This is a genomic window from Loktanella salsilacus (genome assembly GCF_900114485.1).
Classification (GTDB): domain Bacteria; phylum Pseudomonadota; class Alphaproteobacteria; order Rhodobacterales; family Rhodobacteraceae; genus Loktanella; species Loktanella salsilacus.
This window is the reverse complement of the sequence record NZ_FOTF01000025.1, coordinates 1-19271: the sequence shown is the minus strand read 5'-3', so window position 1 is coordinate 19271 and position 19271 is coordinate 1. Positions and strand designations below refer to the sequence as shown.

The following is a 19271-nucleotide window of genomic DNA, read 5'->3' as shown; positions in this document are numbered from 1 at the left end:
AATTAACTCCGGCTAATCTGACTGCAATCAAAATGGACGTGTCCCTTGATGGGCGCGCAATGAGGCGGAGTAGTTTTATGTCGGCGATTGATTTCGTTGTTCGCAATGATGCGGGCGGTTTACAGCGTGGCCAAGTGTCTGGCAAAGGCGCTGATGCAAATATTATCATCTCTCAGGGCGAAGACGTATCGCTGAACCTAGAGCGCAGCCATGTCATGTCCTATGCCCGTCAGGGCTCGGCCTTGCAGGTTATGCTGGTCGATGGAGAGATCATCACCATTCAAGGGTTCTTTGACGCGAACGGCGCGGCGCAGAACCAGTTGTTCCTGTCCTCTGGCGGTCAGTTGGCCGAAGTTCAGCTGGTGCCCGGCGACGGCAACCTGATGCTGGCCCAGTATGTCGACAGCGACAGCTTTGGCAAATGGTCCCCCGATGACGAGCTGTATTTCACGCAGATCGCAGCACTGCCCGCAGACGGCATCGAAGACGCGCAGGCCACCATGATGGCCGCGCCTTTGCTGGGCGGCATCAGCGGCTTGGGCGGCCTTGGCGCTGCAGGCGCAGCGGCGCTGGGCGGTTTGGCTCTGGTCGGCGGCGGCGGTGATAGCGGCGGTGACGGCGAAACTGCAGTCGAGACTGACGGTGGCACCGCAACCGAAACGCCTGACGAGCCCGATGGTGGTGAAGGCGGCACCGAAGGCGACGGCGGCGATACCGATCCAACGGATCCGACTGTCCCGACCGATCCTACGGACCCTACCGACCCGACAGATCCTACCGATCCCACAGACCCCACCGATACGCCTGATCCGATCGAACCGCACGACCCGGGCGATACCCCTGTTGAAGCTCCCGAGCTGCCAGCCGTTGAAATCACCGGCGGCACCCGCGCGCAGGATCACGTTGTAAACAACGCTGACTATCAGGACGGCGTTACGATCACCGGTACGGGTACACCCAATGCATCCGGCACGGTCACTGTTGGCACTGTGGTTGTTGACATGACTGTCGACGGCAACGGCGACTGGACAATCGTGATCCCCGCGACCGATCTGCCCTCTGGCGAATACGACCTGCCGGTCAGCGCGACTGTCACCACCGAAGGCGGCACGATCACGCACACTGGCACGCTGGACGTGGACACGCTGGCTGAAGTCACCTTCAGCGCTGACACGGTTGAAACCGATGGCACCGTGAACTTCGTCGAAGAATCCGACGGCGTTGTGCTGACGGGCACCACGCAGGCGGGCTCGACTGTTGCCGTGACCTTTGGTGGTAGCAGCTATAACGCTGTCGTCACAGGCGAGACATGGACCCTGAACGTTCCTGCTGGCACGCTGCCAACGGGCGATCTGGGCACCAGCGTCGACATCACTGTCACCGCGACCGATAACCACGGCAACACAGCCACTGTGACCGACACGCTGGAAATCGACACGATCACGGGTGTGACCATCACCCCGATCGCAGCTGGCGGCGACAACACTGTCAACGCAGCCGAGCGCACGGCAGGTCTGACCATCACGGGCACCGCCGAAGCTGGCGCAACCGTTGTCGTCACCATGGCGGGCTACGCGCACACCGTGACCGCGAACGCATCGGGCCAGTGGACAACGACCTACGCTTCAACCGAGATTTCGCGCAGCGAATTCAAGGTCGAAAACGTGACGGCTGTTGCAACCGATGCGGCTGGCAACACGGCCTCGGCCGCTGCCACGGTTAAGATCGACACCGAAATCGGCGTCACGATCACGCCAATCGCAGCCGGCGGCGACAACACTGTCAACGCTGTCGAGCGGGACGCAGGTCTGGTCGTCAACGGCACATCCGAAGCAGGCGCGACGGTTGTCGTCACAATGGCGGGCTTCTCGCACACTGTGACCGCGAACTCTGCGGGCCAGTGGACCACGACATACTCCAAGACCGAGATTTCGCGCAGCGAAGGCAAGGTCGAAACCGTCACGGCGGTCGCATCTGATGCGGCTGGCAACACGGCAACGACGTCTGCGACAGTCAAAGTCGACACCGAAATCGCGGTTACAGTCGACACCTCTGACGTTGACGGTCCCGACGCCATCGTGAACTTCGAAGAGCGTAAAGACGGCATCGTTCTGCACGGCACCGCCGACGCAGGCTCTACCGTGGTTGTGACCTTCAACGGCTATACCCACACTGTCACCGCAACCAGCGCTGGCACATGGTCGTCCAACTATGCGGTTGGCGAGCTGCCAATCGGCAATGTGGAAAACAACTACGCCGTCACCGTTAAGGCGACCGATACCGCTGGTAACACCGCGACCACCACGGGCACCGTGAAGCTGGACACATGGGTTAACAACCTGACCCACCCCGGTCTGGTCGAAACCGACGACGTTGTGAACAAGGCAGAGGCGTCGGACGGCATCACGTTGACCGGCAAAGTCGAAGCTGGCTCCTCTGTGGTTGTTGACTTCAACGGTCTGGCACACACCGCCACCGTGACCGGCACCACCTGGACTGTGACCTACACGGGCGCTGAAATCCCGCAGGGCACTTATGACGCGGCTATCACGATCACCGCGACCGACGCGGCTGGCAACGTGCGCAGCATCACCGACACCTTCGTGGTCGACACCGATGTGCCGGACGCGCCTGGGATGGAAGGCATCGGCCTGTACGATAACGGTGTCCGCGACATCGCCATCGACAACACCGACGACAGCATCACCGTGCATTCTTACAACAGCGGTAGCGCTGGCACGACGCTGATCGCTGACAACGGCGACCGTTACCTGAACGGCCGCACCGGAGAGCTGGAGTTCGGCTTCGACAACCCTGTCGTAGACGGCAAGCAGTTGATCGTCACCGCGACCGACGATCACGGCAACACCAACTCGACCCTGCTGGTGCTGGACGAGCGTTCGACCAACGTTGTGGACGTCACGGCGACAGGCATCGACGGCTTTAACGTCGGCGCAATCGACCTGACCTTTGCAGATAAATCGACCCTGTCGCTGACCAAGGCGAACATCGACGATCTGTCCGCGAACGACAATGTTCTGGTCGTGCATGGCGCGCTGGACGACGCTGTCACCTTCCAAGGCACTGCGACAATGACTGGAACCGAAGTCATCGGCGGCGAAACCTACAACGTCTACAGCGTTGGCGGCGACTCCGTGCTTAAGATCGACGACGACATCCAGTTCTCGACGACTATCTAAACGTCACGATCCAAGGGGGCCGGCAACGACCGGCCCCCTTTGCCCCACTAGGCGGGGGGCATGCCACCATAATAAAAATCCGGGGCGGAGCAGACGTGAGCAAGACAACACATAAAAAGACCCTCATTGCGTTTTGCGCGATGGCGGCACTCAGCGGCTGTTCAGGCGGCGCAGACAGCGTAACCCGCAGTCCGTTTTCGGCGATTGGCCTTGGCAAACCTGCCGTGGCGGACAGCCCCAGTGCACCCGCGCTTGCCACTGAAACACCCGACGGCACCCAATCCGAAGTGATCGCTGGTCTGCTGACCCGCCGGTCCATCCTGCCGCAAGGCCCATATTCCCAAGTGTCCAGCGCCGTTCTGGCCGCGAACTCTCGTGTTGCTGAATCCGATTTGCGCGCCGCGACCCTGCGCGCCGAGGCGCAATCGAAAAACTGGCTGCCGACCCTTGGCCCCTCTGTGTCGCTCACCTCGCTTGGCGCGGTCGTCACATCGCTGGTCGTGGAACAGGTGCTGTTCGACAACGGCGGCAAAAAGGCCGAACGCGCCTATGCTAAGGCCGATGTCGAAGTCGCCGCCGTCGCGCTGGCGCAAGACACCAACAACCGCGTCCAAGACGCGCTGACCCTTTATCTGTCCGCCCAAAAGGCCGAAGCCCGCGCCGCCGTGAACGCCGCTGCGATGGCCGATATGGAACACTTCGCTTGGATCATGGACGAGCGTGTCAAAGGCGGCGTGTCGAACTCTGTTGACCGCATGGTCGTGCAGCAAAAGCTGAATCAGATGCAGGCCGACATGTCCTCTGATCTAGAGGCCGCAGCCGCTGCCCGCGCCGAACTGGCCGCCATGTCCGCAGCGCCGCTTGACGGCGTCAAAGGCACATCGCCCCTACCGGTCGAGCTGGCTGCGACCCCCTTGGCCGTCGTCAAGGCAGAGGCCGAGGCCACCCGTTCTGTCGCCGAAGCCAAAGCCGCCCGCGCAGGTTTCCTGCCCAGCCTGTCAGCTGTCGGCGCAGTGTCTGGCAGCAAATCCAGCGGCGGTCTGTCGATTGAAACCGAAGACGGCATCGGTTTTGGCCTTGGCGCATCGCTGGCGGCCGTCGATCAGCAGGCCGAAGGCGCAAACGCCCGAATTTCCCAAGTCCGCGAAGATGTGGAACGGTCCTTGCGCGCTTTGGAAGGCGAATTGTCGTCGCTACAGCGCCAGCAAGAACAGACCGCCACCTTGGCGGAAGGCGCAGAGGCGAACTATCGCAGCTTTGCCGAACAGCAACGCGCTGGACAGCGCGACGTCAACGACGTCGTCAGCGTGTTTGAAAGCGCGGTGCGCTTGCGCCGCGAAGCCGCCGCCTTGCCCTTTGAAGTGGCCCGCGTCGAACTCAAAATAGCCGCCCTCAAAGGTGTGCTGGTGGATGGAGACAAGATATGACCGGACCCGTGCTGGCGTTTGACGTGACCGGAATCCGGGGGGGCAAGTTGACCCGCCACGGCGGTCAAACTGCAACCGACACCGCCCCCGATCTGGCCGCCGCGCCCGTGGCGGCAGAGCCTGTCGATCTAACCCCGCCCGCAGCGCCGGTTGTCGCCGCATCGCGCCGCGATAACGGCACAGCAAAGCTGTGCGCCGCCGTTGTGGCGACCTACGCCGGACTGCTGGGTGTCGATCTGAAAGCCACCGATATTCTGGACCGCCAGATTGACGATGCCAGCGCGGGCCTGCCCGTGGATACGCTGATCGCCGCGCTGAATGACGCGGGCCTGCGTGCCAGCGCGCGCACCGCGCTGCCGCCGCAAATCGCCGACTGGCCCGCCGTCGCCCGCCTGACCAATGACACGCTGGTCCTTGTGCTGGAACAGACCCGCGACACCATCATCCTGCACGACCCCGCCGCCGCCGATCACCGGCAAGAGGTCCCGCTGGCCGAGTTCGTCGAACATTTCACCGGCCGCATCATTCACGCCGTCGTGCCCGCCGCCGAGCTGAACCGCCGCCACGCGATCCAAGCCAAGCCGGGTCACTGGTTCTGGTCCGAATTCGGCAGTTTCCGCCGCGTGATCGGTGAAGTCGCCCTCGGTTCTCTTGTCGCCAACCTGCTGGCCGTGGCCGTCGCGCTGTTTTCGTTGCAGGTCTATGACCGCGTCATCCCGCACCAGTCCGTCGCGACCCTGTGGGTGCTGACCATCGGCGCTGGTATCGCCATGCTGCTCGAAGCCTGCCTGCGCATCGCCCGCGCCCGTCTGATGGACGGGGCAGGGCGCCGGATCGAACTGCGCCTGCAAGACATGCTGATGAAAAAGCTGCTGGGTATGCAGTCCGGCCTGCCGGGGCAGACGCCCTCCACCACATTCTCGGCGTTCCGCGAATTTTCCGCTGTGCGTGAATTCTTTACCGCCTCCACCATCGGCTCTCTCACCGACATCCCTTTCATCTTTCTGTTCCTTGCCCTTGTCTGGTCCATCGGCGGCCCCGTCGTCTGGGTGCTGGTCGCAGGCGGCATCCTGATGGTGCTGCCATCGCTGCTGGCACAGAAAAAGATGATGAAGCTGACGCTGGCGACCCAAGGTGCATCGACCCGTTCGTCCCGCCTGCTGCAAGAAGCAGTGTTCGAAGCTGACACCATCAAATCCCAACGCGCCGAGGATCGCTTTTCCCGCCTCTGGGCCGAGTTGACGGGCCTCTCTGCCATCTCGACCTCTGAACAGCGCCGCCTGTCCACAACACTGACCTATTGGGCGCAGGGCGTGCAGCAGGCGACTTATGTCGCCGCCGTCGTCATGGGTACCTTCCTTGTGTTCAAAGGCGAATTCACTGTCGGCACGATCATCGCCGTCGGCATCCTGACGTCCCGCACCCTTGGGCCGCTGAACGGGTTGTCCGGTCTGATCGCCCGTTGGTCGAACACCCGCGCCGCGCTCGATGCGCTCGACAAAATTGTCCAGGCCCCGCAGGACCACGATCAGGATCGGACCTACCTGCGCCGCGAAAAGATCAACGGCCAGTATGACCTGCGCGAAATGTCCTACACCTATGACGAAGAAGGCGCGCGCGCCCTCGACGTACCGAACCTGACCATCAAAGCAGGCCAGCGCGTTGCCGTCCTTGGGGCCAACGGCTCTGGCAAATCGACGCTGCTGAAAATCCTGTCGGGTCTGAACCAGCCCACCACGGGCCGCGTGTTGATCGACGGCGTGGACATGGGCCAAGTGCTGGCCCGCGACCTGCGCCGCGGCGTGGGTTATCTGGGGCAAGAGGTAAAGCTTTTCGCCGGTACCCTGCGCGACAACATGAACCTGACCCAGCTGGAACGCGACGACGACCGCATGCTGGCAGCCCTTGATTTCGGCGGTTTGGGCCAGTTCGTCCGTAACCACCCCAAGGGGTTGGACCTGACGATCCGCGACGGCGGCGCTGGCCTATCCGTCGGCCAACGCCAGTCCATCGGCTGGGCGCGTCTGTGGCTGCAAGACCCCAGCGTCTGCCTGCTGGACGAGCCGACGTCGGCGCTGGACCAGACCCTTGAAAAAGCTCTCGTGTCCCGCCTGACCACTTGGCTAGAAGGGCGCACCGCTGTGATCGCGACGCACCGCATGGCGCTGCTGCAACTGACCGACCGCACCATCGTGCTGCACAATGGCCGCATGGCCATCGACGGCCCCCGCGACGACGTCATCGCCCATATGAACAAGGAGGCGTCGTAATGGCCCTTGCTGATCACGAATTCGAAGGCCAAATGCGCCGCCCCTCGATGGTCATCTGGCTGGTCGGCGCGACGGTGCTGCTGTTCATCATCTGGGCCAAATTCGCTTGGGTTGACGAAATCGTCCGCTCTTCTGGCGAAGTCGTCAGCGCGTCCCGTCCCCAGATCATCCAGAACTTCGAAGGCGGTATTTTGGGCGAATTGCTGGTCAGCGAAGGCGATACCGTCGATGACGGCCAGATCCTTGCTCGCCTGCAAGGCACCCAATACGTCGCCCAAGTGAACGACCTGCAAGAGCAGATCAACGCCGCCAACATCCGCCGTCTGCGGCTAGAGGCTGAAATGGCAGGCCTGTTCGATTTCGATATCCCGGACGAGATCGCCGCCGCCAGCCCCGCGATGGTTGCGTCGGAAAAGCAGCTGCTGGCCGCGCGTCAGGCTGACTATGCGTCCAAGGTGGACGGCGCGCAGCGCATCATGTCCGAATCCAAGCGCGAGCTGGACCAGATGGAGGACATGCTGGCCCGTGAAATCGTGTCGCTGTCCGAAACCACCCGCGCGCGCAAAGCCTATGCCGACGCCGAAATCAAATACAACGAGATCGTCACCGGCGCGGAACTGGCCCGCGCGAACGAAAACTCAGAAGTGCTTGCCGGTCTGTCGCAACTGCGCCAGCAACTGGCCTATGCCACTGACCAGCTGGACCGCACGATCATCCGCGCGCCTATGCGCGGCGTGGTCAACAACCTTGGCGTCACCACCATCGGTGGTACGATCCGCGCTGGCGAAGAGATTTTCCAGATCATTCCGCTGGATGACGCTTTGTTCGTTGAAGCCCACGTGAAGCCGCAGGACATCGCCAATGTGACCACCGGCCAGACCGCGACGGTCAAGCTGTCCGCCTATGATTACACGATCTACGGCAGCCTGTCGGGCGTGGTGCAGAACATCTCTGCCGATACCTTCAAGGACGAACGCCGCGCCGACGCCGACCCCTATTACCGCGTCAGCGTGCGCGTCGATATGGAAGACCTTGGTGTGCGTCAGCAAAAGATCGAAATGCGCCCCGGCCTGCAGGCCAATGTCGAACTTCACACCGGTGAAAAGACCATCCTGCACTACCTGACCAAGCCGCTGTATCGCAGCCAAGAAGCGCTACACGAGAAGTAAGCGCGTATTTACCTTTATGACCAAAAGACCCGCCGGACGGCCGTCCGGCGGGTCTTTTGCTATCTTTCGGGCGGGGCCGCGGTAGGGATATTCACCTGTGGTTCACGGCGGTTAACGAAGAAGGTGCATTTTACATCAGATGTATCGCATGCGAAACATTTGCGTTTTGTTATGTCACGGCAGATCGCGCCTGAAACTGCGGATCATCCCACAGCTTTTCGTTCATCACGCGCGCAATCACTGCTACCGCCGCATCAACATCGCCTTCGTCGATGAACAGCGGCGTAAAGCCAAAGCGCATGATATCCGGCGCGCGGAAATCGCCGACGACGCCATGCGCAATGCAGGCCTGCATCGCGGCATAGCCTTCGGCGTGCCGGAACGACACCTGAGAGCCGCGCGTCTGGGGATCGCGGGGGCTTGCCAGCTCTAGCTGGGGACAAGCTGCCTCGACCCCTGCGATAAAGCGCTGGGTCAGGGTGATGCTGGCGTCGCGAATGTCAGTCATGTCGACGCCGTCCCAGACATCCATCGCCGCCTCTAGCGCGGCCATCTGGATCACGGGGGGGGTGCCGACGCGCATGCGGGCGACGCCTTCGCCGGGGCGATAGGTTGGTTCAAACGCAAAGGGCGCATCATGCCCCAGCCAACCCGCCAGCACGGGGGCGGCGGTCTGCGCATGGCGCGGCGCGACATAGATGAAGGCCGGCGCGCCGGGGCCACCGTTGAGGTATTTATAGGTGCAACCTACCGCGAAATCCGCGTTGCACCCTGCCACGTCGACCGCCAAAGCCCCCGCCGAATGGGCCAGATCCCAAACGGTGACGATCCCAGCGGCCTGTGCCTGCGCCGTCAGCGCTGCCATGTCATGCAGCCGGCCTGTGCGGTAATCGACCTGTGTCAGCATCAGAACGGCGACCTCGTCCGTGATATGTGCGGCCACGTCCTCTGGCGCGACGACGCGCAATTCCAGATCGCGGTCAAAGGCGCGGATCAACCCTTCGGCGATATACAGGTCCGATGGAAAGTTGCCGCTGTCCGACAGGATCACCTTGCGGTCCGTCATGGCGAGTGCGGCGGACAGCGCCTGAAACACCTTTATCGACAAGGTATCCCCAAGGGTGACATGCCCGGCTTCTGCCCCGATTAATCGCCCAATCCGGTCCCCCAGCGCCATGGGCTGCGCCATCCAGCCAGCCTTGTTCCAGCCGGTGATCAGCATGTCGCCCCATTCGTCCACCATGGTCCGGCCCACCCGGTCCGCTGCTGCGCGGGGCAGGGGACCAAGGGAGTTACCGTCGAGGTAAATCATCCCGATCGGCAGGTGAAATTGATCCTTGCGGGATTGAAATGGCATGCTTTGTCCTTTTGAGGTGCCGAAAAGTCTTCGGGTCTAAACTTGTCCGCCAGCGATTTCGATCGTCTGGCCATTTACGCTGCGGGCGGCGTCAGAGCATAGCCAGATCGCTGCGGCGGTCGTCTCGTCCACTTGCAGCAGACGCTTGTGCCGATTGCCGCTAGCGACGATGCCTTCGGCCCCGGCGCGGTCAACGTCAAAGCGGCGCATCAGGCCCGGCAGTTGGTTCTGCACGATGTCGGTGTCGACATAGCCCGGGCAAAGCGCGTTAAAGGTCACGGGACGCTTTTGCATGAATTCTTCGCTGAGGCCCCGCACCAGACCGATGACGCCGTGTTTGGATGCGGAATAGGGAATCGCATTTTTCAACCCGCGCACACCGGCGATAGAGCTGACGACGATATAACGCCCCGGCAGATCGGCGGGCAGGGTTTCCAGCGCGGCCTGAAAGGTCAGGAACACACCGTCAAGGTTCGTCGTCATGGTGCGGCGCCAGTCGGCGAGGCTGGTTTTCATAAAAGGGCCGCCTTCGGCGATTCCCGCATTCGCGATGCAGATCGTGATGGGACCGCGCGCGGCGGCAACCTCTGCGATCCCGCTGCGCACGGCGGATTCGTCCGACACATCCATCACGCAGGGGTGGATACGGGGATTTTCAGCCGCAAGCGCCTGCAGCGGCTCGGCCCTGCGACCTGTGATCGTGACCTCTGCGCCGGCCTCTGCGAGCGCCAATGCGATCGCGCGGCCAATCCCGCTGCCGCCGCCGGTGACGAGGGCGTGCTTGCCGATGTGTTCCATGATATCCTCCACTTATGGCGCGATGCTACCGTTCGGGTCCGCACGTGCAAGGGGGAGAGCCATGAAATATCTTGATTTACCGCCCGTTTGGCTGGCTTTGGCCGCGGTGGTCGTCTGGGCCAGCCGCAGCATTGTGACGATGGGCACCGCAGGGCTGCAATGGGCGGGGATCGCGTTGGTCGCGGCGGGGCTGGCGTTGATGCTGGCGGCGGTGATCACCATGACACGGGCGGACACGACGGTTATTCCGCACCGCCAGCCGCATGCTTTGGTGACGCAGGGTATTTTCGCCCGCACCCGTAACCCGATTTATTTAGGCGACGTTCTGCTGCTGACGGGGCTGTGCCTGTGGTGGCAGGCCCCGCTAGGCTTGGCCACGGTGCCGGTTTTCGCCATCTGGATCAGCGCCCATTTCATTACCGCAGAAGAGGCGCGTTTGCAGGCCGCCTTTGGCGCGGCCTTCACAGAATATACCAAGGTCGTGCGCCGATGGCTGTGAAACACCTTGCAACCGTGCTGTTGTGAAATATTGTTGCGTGGAAATGTGGTACCAGCTATGTGGTATACTAGAATACTAAAGAGGGGATAGCCCGTTGAAGATCGGCGCACCAAAAGAAACATACGAGGGCGAGGCCCGGGTTGCGATGACGCCCGCCTCGGCCAAGGATCTGCAAAAGCTGGGGCATGATTGCCTGGTCCAGTCCGGCGCGGGTTTGAAAGCAGGATTTACCGACGACGCGTATCGCGCCGCCGATGTGACCGTGGTTGATGATGCGGCGGCGCTGTTTGCGCAGGCCGATATCATCGCCAAGGTGCGCCCGCCCTCGGACGCCGAGGTTGCGCTGTTGCGGGACGATCAGACGCTGATCTCTTTCTTCTATCCCGGCCAAAACGCAGAGCTGTTGGCCGCTGCCAATGCGCAGGGCGCGACGGTCGTTGCGATGGACATGGTGCCGCGCATTTCGCGCGCGCAAAAGATGGACGCGCTGTCGTCGATGGCCAATATCGCGGGCTACCGCGCGGTGATCGAGGCGGGCAGCAACTTTGGCCGCTTCTTTACCGGTCAGGTGACGGCTGCGGGCAAAGTGCCGCCAGCCAAGGTGCTGGTCGTGGGCGCGGGCGTTGCTGGTCTGGCCGCCATCGGCACAGCGACATCGCTGGGCGCGATCACCTACGCCTTTGACGTGCGGCCCGAAGTGGCCGAGCAGGTCGAATCGATGGGCGCAGAGTTTGTCTTCCTCGACTTCAACGAAGAGCAGACAGACGGGTCCGCGACGGGTGGTTATGCCGCTGTGTCCAGCCCCGAATTCACCGCAGCCCAGCTGAAGAAATTCCGCGAAATCGCGCCCGACATGGACATCGTCATCACGACAGCGCTGATCCCGGGCCGCGACGCGCCAGAGCTGTGGACCAAGGATATGGTCGACGCCATGAAGCCCGGATCGGTCATCATCGACCTTGCGGCAGAACGTGGCGGTAACTGCAAACTGACCGTAAAAGACGAAAAGATCGTCACGGAAAATGGCGTGACCATCGTGGGTTACACCGATTTCCCATCGCGGATGGCGACGCAGGCATCCTTGCTTTACGCGACGAACGTGCGCCACATGGTGTCCGATCTGACGCCGGGCAAAGACGGCGTGATCGACCACAACATGGACGACGACGTCATTCGCGGGGCGACGGCCACACACGAGGGCGAGGTGACCTTCCCGCCGCCCAAGCCCAAAATCGCGGCGATTGCGGCGGCTCCGAAGAAGGACAAGCCGAAGGAACTGACGCCCGCTGAAAAGCGCGCGAAAGAGGTGGCGAGCTTTAAGGCGCAGACGAAGTCTCAGGTCACGTTGCTGGTCGTTGGCGGTCTGCTGCTGGCGCTGGTCGGGGCTTTTGCGCCCGAAAGCTTTATGAGCCACTTTATCGTGTTCGCGCTGTCCTGCTTCATCGGTTTTTCCGTGATCTGGGGCGTGGCGCACAGCCTGCACACGCCGCTGATGGCCATCACCAACGCGATTTCCGGCATCGTCATCCTTGGCGCGCTGCTGCAGATTGGCGCTGGCAATTGGATCGTCGTGCTGCTCAGCTTTATCGGGGTGCTGATCGCATCCATCAACATTGTCGGCGGGTTCCTCGTCACGCGGCGCATGCTTGCCATGTTCCAGAAGTCCTGAGGAGGGTTCCATGTTTTCAGTAGGTATCACATCGGCGGCCTATATCGCGTCCGCTGTTCTGTTCATCCTGGCCCTTGGCGGCCTGAATAACCAAGAGTCCGCCAAGCGGGCGGTCTGGTATGGCATCGCCGGCATGGGAATCGCGGTAGTGGCGACGGTCTTTGGACCGGGCGTTTACAACGTGTTCCTGATCCTGATCGCCATCGCGGCGGGCGGCTTTGCGGGCTACTATGTGGCTGGCAAGGTGCAGATGACCGAAATGCCGCAACTGGTCGCGGCGCTGCATTCCTTCGTGGGTCTGGCAGCCGTGTTCATCGGCCTGAACGCCGACATCATGTTGCACGCCGTGCAGCAGATGCAGGCGGCAGCGATGGGTGTGCCGACGATTGCGGACGGTCACACCGTCGCGATCCCGGCAGGCACAGAGCTGACGGGCTTTGGTGAAAAACTGTGGCACAAGGATGCGGTGGAAATCGCGATCCTGAAGGTCGAAGTCTTCCTTGGTATCTTTATCGGTGCGGTGACGTTCACAGGCTCTATCGTGGCCTTTGGCAAGCTGGCCGGTAAGGTCGACGGCAAGCCGAAAAAGCTGATGCTGCCAAGCGACGAGAACGCGGTTCCCTTCATCTCTGGCCACTATCTGAATGCTGCGGCGCTGATCGTGTCGGTGCTGCTGGGTATCATGTTTGCGCAGGGCGCTGGTATCTGGACGATGGTTCTGGTGACGCTGATTGCCGGTTTTATCGGCTGGCACCTGATCATGGGCATCGGCGGCGCGGATATGCCGGTCGTTGTGTCGATGCTGAACAGCTATTCTGGCTGGGCGGCAGCGGCGATTGGTTTCACGCTAGGCAATGACTTGCTGATCGTGACGGGTGCGCTGGTCGGCTCGTCCGGTGCGATCCTGTCGTATATCATGTGCAAGGCGATGAACCGGTCCTTTGTGTCGGTGATCTTGGGCGGCTTCGGCGGCACCACGGGGCCTGCAATGGCGGTCGAGGGCGAGCAGATTGCCATCGACGCGGACGGTGTGGCGTCGGCGCTGAACGAAGCGGATAGCGTCATCATCATCCCCGGTTACGGCATGGCCGTGGCGCAGGCGCAGCAGGCCGTAAGCCAGCTGGTGACCAAGCTGCGGGCGCAGGGCAAGACCGTGCGTTTCGCGATCCACCCTGTTGCGGGGCGTCTGCCCGGCCACATGAACGTGCTGCTGGCAGAGGCGAAGGTGCCATATGACATCGTGATGGAGATGGACGAGATCAACGACGATTTCCCCACCACCGACGTGGCCATCGTCATCGGGTCCAATGACATCGTGAACCCGGCGGCGCAGGACGATCCCAACAGCCCCATCGCTGGCATGCCAGTGCTGGAAGTCTGGAAGGCCAAGCAGGTTTTCGTGTCCAAGCGCGGGCAGGGAACAGGCTACTCCGGGATCGAAAATCCGCTGTTCTTTAAGGACAACACGCGGATGTTCTATGGCGACGCGAAAAAGTCGCTGGAAGAGCTGCTGCCAAAGATCGACTGATCTAAGGCCCGCCGTTTTCGTTTCGACCAAAAATTGGAAAATGCCCGCAGCGTGATAGCTGCGGGCATTTTGCGTTAGTCGAATGTGTAGGCTAGGCGCAGGCCGCCCCAGTGCTGGCCGCCCGCTTTGATCGGGGCAGAGACGTCTTTCATCATCACGAATTGCCCGCCGCCCATATCCCGGCGGTAAACTTGCAGCAAAAACGGGGCTGTGCTGCGCCCGGATTTCAGCCCCACCCGGTCATCAAAGATCCGCCGATTGCGGCAGTTTGCGCCATTCCAGACCGGATCGCGCGAGGGCGACTGCGAGAATTTCGCATTATGGGTCGGCAAATAGCCGCGCTGATCAATCGCGGCGCAAAACACCACGCGCGGGTCCAGATCAAAGGCCGGTTCCTGCACGGCTGGCAGCGTCTTGTCAGTAAAGGCGGTAAAGCGGGTGCGGAACTGCTGCGGGTCGGTGCCGGTGATCGCCTCGTAGTTAGAATCGAACAGATCGCGCAGGGAAATGCGGCCTGCGGCAAGCGCCTCGTCCCAGATCGCGCCGATGCGGGCGGCGGCGGTTTGCACAAAGGTGATGAAGGGCGTGTCGATTGACGCACCGCCGATCAGGGCGGCGGCCTGCACGATGGCTTCGCTGCGCGCGATCAGGGCGGTGCTGCGGGTGGTGGCTTGCGTGACGCCTTCACCCGTTTGACTGGCCAGTTTCGACAGGCGGCTAAAGGCGGGCACAAAGGCTTTGGTGGCGGCGTCGACCTGCGCCGCTTGGTTGGCGATGACGCCGGACTGTTCCGTCGTCGCCCGGATCGAACTGGCGATATCCATCAGCGCCTTATCGGTGGCCGTGGCGGCGTCGATGACTGACCGGGCATCGGTGGCCACGTCTTGCGATTCGCAGTGCAGGACCTGAAAGGTCTGCGTCAGGTGCTGCGTCTGCTCTGTGACCTTTTCCGCCGCGGCAGAGGTTTTGTGCGACAGCTCTTTGATCGCGTCAGCGACCACGGCAAAGCCGCGCCCGGCGTCGCCCGCGCGGGCGGCTTCAATCCGGGCGTTGATCGCAAGAATATTCACATGCACTGCGATATCGGCAATCTGCGCATTCGCTGCGGCGACCGCGTTCAGGGAATCGCGCACCTGCGCGATGCGATCCTCGAAATCTGTGACCCAGCGCGACACCGCTTTCGACGTATCGGCAGAGGCGCGCAGCGTCGCGACAGAGGTATCCACCGCATCAAGGCTGGCCTGCGCCGATGTGGTCAAAAGCGCGGTGGTCTGACCCATGGTGTCAGAGGTCTGGTTCAGCGACCGCAGCGCGGTTTGGCTATCGGCGAGGGTGCTAAGCTGTTCGTTCGCCGTCTGGTGCAGGTCATCCAAAAACGCTGCAATATTGACGATTTCGGACCCCAGCCCCGATATCAACCTATTCAAGCGAGAGCTGTCAGCACCACCGCCGTTGGTCGTTGGGCCTGCCGATACCGTGGGCGGCGGGCGGGGGTGTGCGGTCATACGCGGGGTCCGTCATGCTGAGTGCGATTTCAGTAAGACGTAGCGATGATTGGTTTTGAATCGGTAAACGCGGGCCAGTCTGCGCGCGTTTACGCGCCGTTTAAAGCGCCGCGTCGCGCCATGTGCCGGGGGCCAGATTGTCCAGTGTCCAATCGCCGATCTGCCAGCGCACAAGGCGCAGCGTCGGGTGGCCGACATGGGCGGTCATACGGCGGACTTGGCGGTTGCGGCCTTCGGTGATGGTCAGTTCCAGCCAGCAATCGGGCACCGATTTGCGGAACCGCACCGGGGGATTGCGCGGCCACAGGTCCGGGGTGTCGATGCGCCGCACCTTCGCCGGGCGGGTTGGACCGTCCTTTAATGTCACGCCGCTGCGCAGGGCAGACAGGGCCGCGTCGTCAGGCGTGCCTTCGATCTGTACCAGATAGGTTTTCGCCGCCTTGTAGCGCGGATCACTGATGCGGGCCTGCAGCGCGCCATCATCGGTCAGCAAAAGCAGCCCTTCGCTATCGCGGTCAAGACGGCCTGCGGGGTAAACCTTTGGCACATCAATGAATTTCGACAGGGTCGGGCGCGGCGAGGGGCTGTTCGCATCGGTGAATTGCGACAGAACATCGAAGGGTTTATTGAACAGGATCAGACGCGTCATGGGCCGGGTGTAGCGCGGCGCGGGGCGCGGTGCAAAATAAATGCACGCAGCGCAAAATACCCACTTGATCGACGCCGCGCTTTGCCTCACATGCGCCTTCATAGACGCCAACGCACGCGCCTCTGACCTGCAGTTTTGCAATGTTCACGCAGCGACGGTAACGTCTCCCTTGGAACTGAGCGGTCTCGGAAAGGTTGATACCTTCCAATGGCCGAGTCTACTGGAGATGACCATGATTGCATCAACTGCTGGCGCTGCGGCGCCTGTTCGTGTCGCCACCCCAAAACTGGACGCTTATGTCGCCGGGCGCGCATTCGATAAACCGACCCTGATCATCGACTGCGACCGCGTCGAAGAGCAGTATAACGCGCTGAAGGCTGGCCTGGGTCATGCGGACATCCATTACGCCGTCAAAGCGAACCCTGCCAAGCCGGTGCTGGAACGCCTCGTTAAGCTTGGCTCGCATTTCGATGCGGCCTCCAAAGGCGAGATTGAGATGTGCATCGCCGCTGGCGCGCACCCCGATACGATTTCCTATGGCAACACGATCAAGCGTGCCTCTGACATCGCTTGGGCACATGCCGCTGGCATCACCCTGTTCGCTGCCGACGCCGAGGAAGAGCTGGACAAGATCGCCGAACACGCCCCCGGCGCGTCGGTCTACATCCGCCTGATCGTCGAGACGTCAGAGGCCGACTGGCCGCTGACCCGCAAGTTCGGCTGCGACGCAGGGCTTGCGCTGGTGCTGCTGGACTATGCCAAAGAAGTCGGTCTGACCCCTGTTGGTTTCTCTTTCCACGTTGGATCGCAGACCCGCCGGGCAGAGATGTGGACCCCCACGCTGGACCAGATGAGCGACATCTGGAAAGCGGCAAAGGACGCGGGCCACGAGCTGACCTTGCTGAACATCGGCGGCGGTTTCCCTGCGTTTTACGGCGAAGCGATTGACACGCCGACGGTCTATGCGTCCCGCGTCATTGCGCTGGTGGAAGAAAAGTTCGGCCATATCCCTCGCGTCATGGCAGAGCCCGGCCGCGGCATGGTGGCCGAAGCTGGCGTCATCGCCTGCGAAGTCATGCTGGTTAGCCGTAAGTCTGACCGCGATGTGCACCGCTGGGTGTATCTGTCGATCGGCCGCTTCTCTGGTCTGGCTGAAACAGAGGGCGAGGCGATCCGCTATCAGTTTGAGACCGACCGTGATGGCGACGCTGTGGGTCCGTGCATCATGGCGGGTCCGTCCTGCGATAGCGCCGACGTGCTGTATGAAAAGCGCCCGATGAACCTGCCGCTGACGCTAAAGTCCGGCGACCGGGTGCTGATCCGCAACACCGGGGCCTATACCTCGACCTATTCTTCGGTCTGTTTCAACGGCTTCCCGCCGCTTGATGTGGTTGTGATCTAAGCACTTTCCCGAATTTTTCGACACGGCTGGCGGCGCACTGTATACCACGGTGCGCCGCTAAGCATTTGTGGATGCACGGTTTTTTGTTTTGCACGGCGGCAAAGGCGGCTAGACTAGGCGGTAAACCAGCCTGAAAGCGCCCTCTATGCCCGATATCCAAGACCACCCTTTGCGTTATACCATGGCGAACGAGCTGCACGCGCGGCCTTTCCCGGTGGTGCAGGCCCCGGCGCGGGCAGCGTATCTGGCGATTAAACCGGCGCAGAATGCCGCCGGGCGGGACCGGAATGCGGACCGGGTGCATTTGATTGCGCTGCTGGACCGCTTTGGCGCGGCGCATCCCCAGCCGGGGGCGACGCATTATTCGGGGCAGATTGGCAAGCACCTGCTGAAATGGGAAAGCCATACGGAATTCGTGACCTTCACGGTTTTCGCGGATGGCGTCGCGGATCGACCTTATGATGCAGCATCGTTTGCGGTGTTTCCTGACGATTGGCTGCGGCAGGCGCCGGGGGTGCGGATCACCTCTGCCTTGATCCGGGTCGAGGCACTGTCGGATGACGCGGCGGTTGCGGACAAGGTAGACAACTGGTTCGTGCCCGAAAGCCTTGCCATCAGCCATGTGCTGGATGGAGAGTTGGTGATCGCATCGGATTTCCGCATCGATACCGGCGGGCACATGCGCTTTGCCATCTTTGCACGCCCCGAAGCAGGTTCGCGGCGCACGGGCCGCGTCGTGCAGCGCTTGTGCGAGATTGAGACCTATAAGGCGATGTCGATGCTGGGCCTGTCCCGCGCCCGCGATCTGGCCCCGCAGATGAGCGCGATTGATAATCGGCTGACGGCCCTGCTGTCGGAAATGTGCGGTCCCGTGGGCGAGCCTGCGGCGCTGCTGCAAAGCCTGCTGACAGTGTCGGCAGAGCTAGAGAATATCGTGGCGCAATCGGCGTTCCGCTTTGGCGCGACGGGGGCCTATGAGACGATCGTGAACCAGCGCATCGCCGTGCTGCGCGAGACGCGGTTCGCCGGGCGGCAGACCTTTGGCGAATTTATGATGCGCCGCTTTGATCCGGCGATGCGGACGGTGAAATCGACCGAAGCGCGGCTAAAGGCGATGTCGGACCGGGCGTTGCGGGCGGGCGATCTGCTGCGCACGCGGGTGGATGTGGAACGATCGGCCCAGAACCGCGATCTGCTGGAAAGCATGGACCGGCGGTCTGACTTGCAACTGCGCTTGCAGCGCACGGTCGAAGGGCTGTCCGTCGTGGCGATCAGCTACTACGCGGTCAGTCTGGCGATGTATATTTTGGGGCCGCTTGAATACCAGCTGGGTATTTCCAAGACGGTCATGGCCTCGCTCGTGACGCCTGTTGTGTTGATCGGCGTTTGGCTGATGCTGCAACGGTTGAAAAAGCATCTGGAGTAGGCGTTATGCCCTAAGACTTTTCGCGGTGAAAAGTCTTAGAGCCCGATTTAAAACTATTTGAGTGAGTTCAGTGGTTTGTGATTCTGTTCGGTTGTGAAGCTGAATGGAGATCACAATGGCTTGGACTGAACTCACCCGCCGTCAACATGATCGAAAAGGCGATAAATACGCAAGCGATATGAAGGATGCGGAATGGGCGTTGATAGCGCCTTCGATGTCGCCGCCGAAGACAACTGGTCGGCCCCGTACGACATGTTTGCGCGACGTGGTCGACGCACTCCTCTACATTGCAACGACCGGATGCCAATGGCGTATGTTGCCCAACGACTTCCCGCCGGTTTCAACGGTTCGGGGCTATTTCTACGCGTGGCG

General features: G+C 61.8%; 14 protein-coding genes. 10 read left to right on the top strand and 4 right to left on the bottom strand.

Annotation, left to right across the window (positions count from 1 at the left end; translation table 11 throughout):
- Positions 1-77 precede the first annotated feature (77 nt).
- From BM131_RS16635 to BM131_RS16620, 4 genes are all read left to right on the top strand, one after another.
- Positions 78-3200, top strand: coding sequence for a BapA/Bap/LapF family prefix-like domain-containing protein (locus BM131_RS16635; protein ID WP_090191268.1), 3123 nt, complete (start codon positions 78-80; stop codon positions 3198-3200).
- A 95-nt stretch (positions 3201-3295) separates the two neighbouring features.
- Positions 3296-4627 (top strand): TolC family protein, encoded by a 1332-nt coding sequence (locus tag BM131_RS16630; RefSeq protein WP_139222670.1) that lies wholly within the window; start codon positions 3296-3298, stop codon positions 4625-4627.
- Entirely contained in the window at positions 4624-6897 is a 2274-nt protein-coding gene (locus BM131_RS16625) for an ATP-binding cassette domain-containing protein (RefSeq protein WP_090191265.1), read from the top strand. Before BM131_RS16630 ends, BM131_RS16625 begins: the two co-directional genes overlap by 4 nt.
- Positions 6897-8066, top strand: coding sequence for a beta-barrel domain-containing protein (locus BM131_RS16620; protein ID WP_090191263.1), 1170 nt, complete (start codon positions 6897-6899; stop codon positions 8064-8066). The genes BM131_RS16625 and BM131_RS16620 overlap by 1 nt, the downstream gene beginning before the upstream one ends.
- Positions 8067-8235: 169 nt before the next feature.
- Here the strand turns inward: BM131_RS16620 and kynU are convergent, their stop codons facing one another.
- Positions 8236-9423: a kynureninase gene (gene kynU / locus BM131_RS16615; protein WP_090191262.1), complete on the bottom strand. Its 1188-nt coding sequence runs from the start codon at positions 9421-9423 to the stop codon at positions 8236-8238.
- 36 nt (positions 9424-9459) lie between these two features.
- Positions 9460-10221, bottom strand: coding sequence for an SDR family NAD(P)-dependent oxidoreductase (locus BM131_RS16610; protein WP_090191260.1), 762 nt, complete (start codon positions 10219-10221; stop codon positions 9460-9462).
- Positions 10222-10282: 61 nt separating this feature from the next.
- Here BM131_RS16610 and BM131_RS16605 point away from each other — a divergent pair, with 61 nt between their 5' ends.
- From BM131_RS16605 to BM131_RS16595, 3 genes are all read left to right on the top strand, one after another.
- Complete coding sequence (locus BM131_RS16605; RefSeq protein WP_090191258.1) at positions 10283-10720, top strand: methyltransferase family protein; 438 nt, start codon at positions 10283-10285, stop codon at positions 10718-10720.
- A gap of 94 nt (positions 10721-10814) precedes the next feature.
- Positions 10815-12389 carry a Re/Si-specific NAD(P)(+) transhydrogenase subunit alpha gene (locus tag BM131_RS16600; RefSeq protein WP_090191257.1) on the top strand — a complete coding sequence of 525 codons (1575 nt, stop codon included), beginning with the start codon at positions 10815-10817 and terminating at the stop codon, positions 12387-12389.
- Positions 12390-12399: 10 nt separating this feature from the next.
- Complete coding sequence (locus BM131_RS16595) at positions 12400-13917, top strand: NAD(P)(+) transhydrogenase (Re/Si-specific) subunit beta (RefSeq protein ID WP_090191255.1); 1518 nt, start codon at positions 12400-12402, stop codon at positions 13915-13917.
- Positions 13918-13991: 74 nt separating this feature from the next.
- Here BM131_RS16595 and BM131_RS16590 read toward each other — a convergent pair whose 3' ends face one another.
- A complete protein-coding gene (locus tag BM131_RS16590) occupies positions 13992-15422 on the bottom strand; it encodes a methyl-accepting chemotaxis protein (RefSeq protein WP_090191254.1) in 1431 nt (476 codons plus the stop codon).
- Positions 15423-15522: 100 nt separating this feature from the next.
- Positions 15523-16071 (bottom strand): rRNA large subunit pseudouridine synthase E, encoded by a 549-nt coding sequence (locus BM131_RS16585; protein WP_090191300.1) that lies wholly within the window; start codon positions 16069-16071, stop codon positions 15523-15525.
- 226 nt (positions 16072-16297) lie between these two features.
- On the opposite strand from BM131_RS16585, the gene BM131_RS16580 reads away from it, so the two are divergent.
- The 3 genes from BM131_RS16580 to BM131_RS16570 all read left to right on the top strand — a co-directional run.
- The gene (locus BM131_RS16580; protein WP_392338515.1) at positions 16298-17473 is read left to right on the top strand and encodes a type III PLP-dependent enzyme; all 1176 of its coding nucleotides are present in this window, start codon (positions 16298-16300) and stop codon (positions 17471-17473) included.
- Between the two features lie 145 nt (positions 17474-17618).
- Positions 17619-18899 (top strand): DUF3422 family protein, encoded by a 1281-nt coding sequence (locus BM131_RS16575; RefSeq protein WP_090191252.1) that lies wholly within the window; start codon positions 17619-17621, stop codon positions 18897-18899.
- A 115-nt stretch (positions 18900-19014) separates the two neighbouring features.
- A partial coding sequence (locus BM131_RS16570; protein WP_139222669.1) for a transposase occupies positions 19015-19271 on the top strand: 257 nt, incomplete at its 3' end.

What these genes read in the sequence shown, in the direction of transcription:
- BM131_RS16595 (WP_090191255.1), top strand. Translation starts at nt 12,400, where the DNA reads ATGTTTTCAGTAGGTATCACATCGGCGGCCTATATCGCGTCCGCTGTT.
- BM131_RS16620 (WP_090191263.1), top strand. Translation starts at nt 6,897, where the DNA reads ATGGCCCTTGCTGATCACGAATTCGAAGGCCAAATGCGCCGCCCCTCG.
- BM131_RS16610 (WP_090191260.1), bottom strand. Translation starts at nt 10,221, where the DNA reads ATGGAACACATCGGCAAGCACGCCCTCGTCACCGGCGGCGGCAGCGGG.
- BM131_RS16580 (WP_392338515.1), top strand. Translation starts at nt 16,298, where the DNA reads ATGACCATGATTGCATCAACTGCTGGCGCTGCGGCGCCTGTTCGTGTC.
- BM131_RS16585 (WP_090191300.1), bottom strand. Translation starts at nt 16,071, where the DNA reads ATGACGCGTCTGATCCTGTTCAATAAACCCTTCGATGTTCTGTCGCAA.
- BM131_RS16590 (WP_090191254.1), bottom strand. Translation starts at nt 15,422, where the DNA reads ATGACCGCACACCCCCGCCCGCCGCCCACGGTATCGGCAGGCCCAACG.
- BM131_RS16635 (WP_090191268.1), top strand. Translation starts at nt 78, where the DNA reads ATGTCGGCGATTGATTTCGTTGTTCGCAATGATGCGGGCGGTTTACAG.
- BM131_RS16625 (WP_090191265.1), top strand. Translation starts at nt 4,624, where the DNA reads ATGACCGGACCCGTGCTGGCGTTTGACGTGACCGGAATCCGGGGGGGC.
- BM131_RS16575 (WP_090191252.1), top strand. Translation starts at nt 17,619, where the DNA reads ATGCCCGATATCCAAGACCACCCTTTGCGTTATACCATGGCGAACGAG.
- kynU (WP_090191262.1), bottom strand. Translation starts at nt 9,423, where the DNA reads ATGCCATTTCAATCCCGCAAGGATCAATTTCACCTGCCGATCGGGATG.
- BM131_RS16605 (WP_090191258.1), top strand. Translation starts at nt 10,283, where the DNA reads ATGAAATATCTTGATTTACCGCCCGTTTGGCTGGCTTTGGCCGCGGTG.